General features: G+C 34.3%; 3 protein-coding genes and 1 pseudogene. 3 read left to right on the forward strand and 1 reads right to left on the reverse strand.

Going from position 1 to position 3,859, the window contains the following annotated elements; translation table 11 throughout:
• Nucleotides 1-1,024 (forward strand): thioesterase domain-containing protein (locus AB6C75_RS23035; protein ID WP_372109426.1); only part of this gene is annotated, 1,024 nt, incomplete at its 5' end.
• A gap of 139 nt (nt 1,025-1,163) precedes the next feature.
• Entirely contained in the window at nt 1,164-2,390 is a 1,227-nt protein-coding gene (locus AB6C75_RS23040) for an MFS transporter (RefSeq protein WP_372109427.1), read from the forward strand.
• 493 nt (nt 2,391-2,883) lie between these two features.
• Here AB6C75_RS23040 and AB6C75_RS23045 read toward each other — a convergent pair.
• Nucleotides 2,884-3,195, reverse strand: a pseudogene (locus tag AB6C75_RS23045) (ISAs1 family transposase); the annotation flags it as partial.
• Between the two features lie 74 nt (nt 3,196-3,269).
• Between AB6C75_RS23045 and AB6C75_RS23050 the strand changes: the two are divergent.
• Nucleotides 3,270-3,569, forward strand: a complete 300-nt coding sequence (locus tag AB6C75_RS23050; protein WP_238131177.1) for a DUF6444 domain-containing protein — start codon at nt 3,270-3,272, stop codon at nt 3,567-3,569.
• Nucleotides 3,570-3,859 lie beyond the last annotated feature (290 nt).

Below are 3,859 nucleotides of genomic sequence, written 5' to 3' on the forward strand. Positions count from 1 at the left end.
AGGATTAGACGCAATCAGTGTTCTGGATAATTTCTTTACTATCGGTGGGCATTCTTTATTAGCAATGAGATTATTTAATATGATAGAAGAAATATTTAAAATAAATGTTTCTTTAAACTGTATCATCACACATCCAACAATAGAAAAACTGTCACTGATAATAGATGAAAATAAATATGAGCCTTCGTTATTAGTTCCATTAAAAAAAACTAAAAGTGAAAAAAATATTTTCTGTGTTCATCCAATTGGTGGACAAATCAGTTTTTATCAAGAACTATCTAAAAGAATAAAAAGTGAATGTAATATTTATGCTATTCAGTCTAGTGAAGTAGCTTCTATTGATTTGAAAATAGATAATATTGAGTCATTGGCTAGAGTATATGGAGAGCTTATAAAAGAGACTCAACCTCATGGACCATACAAGTTACTTGGCTGGTCTTCTGGAGGGCTAATTGCATTAGCGATAGCTAACTACTTAGAGTCTGAAGGGAATGAAGTGGATTATCTATGTATTGTCGATCCAAGCTCTATACCTAGTGATTTGGATGATCAAGAAAAGCTATTTATCGCATCTGTTATTGTTATGCTATCTTCGATAGTGGGGCGATCTCTTAATTACTTTGAAAGAAGTGAGCTAATTAAACTATTAAAATCAAATCGGATTAATCATAAAAACTTTTCAGATGGCGATATATTTGATATTTTATTCGAATTCGTAAAGGAAAAGATTGAAAAGAACATAAGTTTAGAGATAAGTACCAATATCAAGTCACAATTGCATGTAACTTATAAACATTTAGAGTTTTTATCAAATTTCAAGCCAAGGCTGACCAACGCTAAATTGCATCTATGTGTGGCAGAAGACGGTCTGTTGAAATCAAGTGGATACAAACTTGAAAATGAGCTTAAGAATGCTTTCAAAAATGGATTGATATATTTTGATAGAATCAAAGGAAATCATTACGATATATTAGAGCATCCCAATGTTGAACTCTTGGCATTGTCTATTGACAGTATGTTATAATATTCATGTCATAAATATTGTTGCGTCGGTTTTTATTAACCGATGCAACATTAATTAATTATATATCAGTATATTTTGGTAAATTGTAATACTAAGATGTATGATTATTGTTTTGCTAAGTTTAGAGGAAACTTGTAAGATGAATTTTTTGAAAATCCCCCTTGAGAAAAAAGTAATATTATTTGCATCTTTAATTCAGTTTTTACATAGCCTTGAATTTATGATGATGGTACCATTAAGTTCAGATTTGGTTGTAGAGATGAATATAAACAAAAGTTATACTGGCTATATAACAGGCGTATATATTTTTTCCTCGTCGCTATCTTCTTTATTATTATCAGGCGTTTTAGATAAGTTTGATCGAAAAAAAGTTATTTTTGGTTCTTTGTTGGGTATGTCAATTATGACACTTATCACGACAATGTCCTGGGATTTTGATAGTCTTGTTTTATTCAGAGCTTTTTCTGGTATATTTGCAGGTCCGCTAATATCGGTATCAATGTCTATTGTTTTAGATTATGTTTCTATGCAACGAAGGACTTTTGCTTTTTCGATTGTAACGAGTATGCTATCTATATCATCAATTGTTGGGGTGCCGCTAGCATTGGTAATGTCTAATTATTCTGACTGGAGGCTTCCTCTATATTCTCTTGCATTTTTTGGTCTTATTATTTCCTTGTTTTTTAATATTTCACTTCCATCGATGAAAGACCACATTAGAAAATATAATAAATTGGACATCTATAAGTTTGGTGTTATTGGTAATGCTGTATTTTTAAAGTCGTTTGTCCTGACAGGGTTGACCGTATTCTCTACATTTTTAATTGTCCCTCACATTCCAGTTTATATACAATTTAATTTAGGATTGGAAAGAGGGAGTTTAAGTGCCTATTATTTTATCGCTGGTATTTTAAGCTTTATTGTTATGGGAGTGTGCGGGAAAATCGCTGAGAAAATAAATGAAAGTTTTGTTATTTTATTTTGTTCAATGGTAATTATCTTTATAATATTTAGAGCATTTGTTTTTGTATCGGATGAGCCATTTATTATGGGGTTGTTTGCAGGATTTATGGCATTTAGTATGACTCGTACAGTGACAAGTGTTTTGTTTTCATCTAAGCATACAAAACCATGTGAGAGAGCGAAATATATGTCTATTCAAAATGCTTCACAAGGGCTATTTATAGGATTGGCATCATTGATTTCCTCTTCGGTGTTGTTTGTAGAAAATGATAAACTGCAAAATATGGAAATAATATCAATGCTTGCAATATTTGTTTCTGCTGTTGTTCCATTATTAGCAGTGTCTATTCAACGTTATTATTCTAGAAATAAAAACCCCAATTATTCTATTGTTAATGAGTGAGATGATGTATATGTATTGAATCTAATTAATTGCCTTTTTAATTTGTATGGCTTTACAAATATGTTTAGCTCTACAATAAGATTTTTTATTAACTGTTATACCCAAGTGACCTCAATATGCTATATTCAGAGCGGGGTCACTGAGTTGAGTTCAGAGAAGACAGCGAAGCGGAATAATACTCTACTTACAAGTTGTCTGATCCAAGAGGTCGATTCGCTGAATACGGCATCTTGAGGTGAGTTGGATATATGTCTGGATCTTCTTTAAATAAAAAATAACAGTTATATTGAATAATAAGATTATATTATATTGATAAATCTGATTATCTTTATATGTGTTTTACTTTTAAGGGTTTTTTCGCAAACTGGGTACTAGGTTATGAGGCTTTGTTGCGTAATTGAATTTAGAGATAGAGCCAACCCGTTTCGCGTATTTCTTAATCAATACGACAAGTTTCAGGCATACCTAACCCAAAGGGCACGAATAAGCTTTGTTAATCCGATGTAAACAAAATCGAAGCTCTGTAATCTTGATCCCACACTGCTTTATTCATTTTCCTTGGTACTGACAAGTTGCCTGAAGATTTTCTAAACAAATTTTGTACAAAGCGTCGGCAACAAGCCATGTTTAACGCGGAGTCTCCTGCATAAATTTGTTGCTCATCTTCTTTAAAAATGACATCCAACGCCCAATGCTGCTGGTTCTCAATATGCCAATGTTTCCTTGTCGCTGTCGCGGCGAGCTCTAAGGACAAGTTGTCGGTGCAAATGTAGTACGAAGTTTCATAACTTCCTTTCCCTTTCACACGTAAGTGTTCACCAAGCCCTATTGACATAAAAAATTGTGACATCTAGCACTTGATCCCACTTTAGGTATTGAGTGATCATTTTAGAGCGTCATCATAGTTGCATGACTAGAAAAAAAGCTCCTAAATACCAAGACGCGCCACCTAAAGTCTCTGATTTGAATGAGGCTAAGGTGCTTATTGATGAGCTGTGGGAACAGCTCCGACATTATGAAGATAAGCTAACCACTAGCTCCAAAAATTCTTCAAAATCGCCCTCATCAGACAGTCCTAAAGATCGCCATGAGCGAAAAAAGATGAAAGCTCTGGTGGTCGCAATTCGAGAGGAGCTAAAGAAGGCCACACAGGGCATCAACGAAAACTCTCCCCATTAAAAGACACGGATATCATTATCGATTGCTTCCCTGATAGTTGTCCTTGTTGCGATCGGTCTGACATTGATGTTCATGGTGGCCCCTTACTACCGACACCAAGTCTTTGATATTCCCAAGCCCACTGTCGATATCACTGAATACCGTTTATTCTCAGGTCAATGTCGCCACTGCAAGGAAATAGTGAAAGCTCAAAAGCCTGACAATGCATCACAAGGGGTTATCGGTCCCAATTTATGTAAGCGTTCACCGAGGTATCTTGACTTACCATGTTTGAAGAGAACCGTGTGGTT

It is taken from the genome of Vibrio sp. 10N.237.312.B06, from assembly GCF_041464685.1.
Taxonomy (GTDB): domain Bacteria; phylum Pseudomonadota; class Gammaproteobacteria; order Enterobacterales; family Vibrionaceae; genus Vibrio; species Vibrio tasmaniensis_A.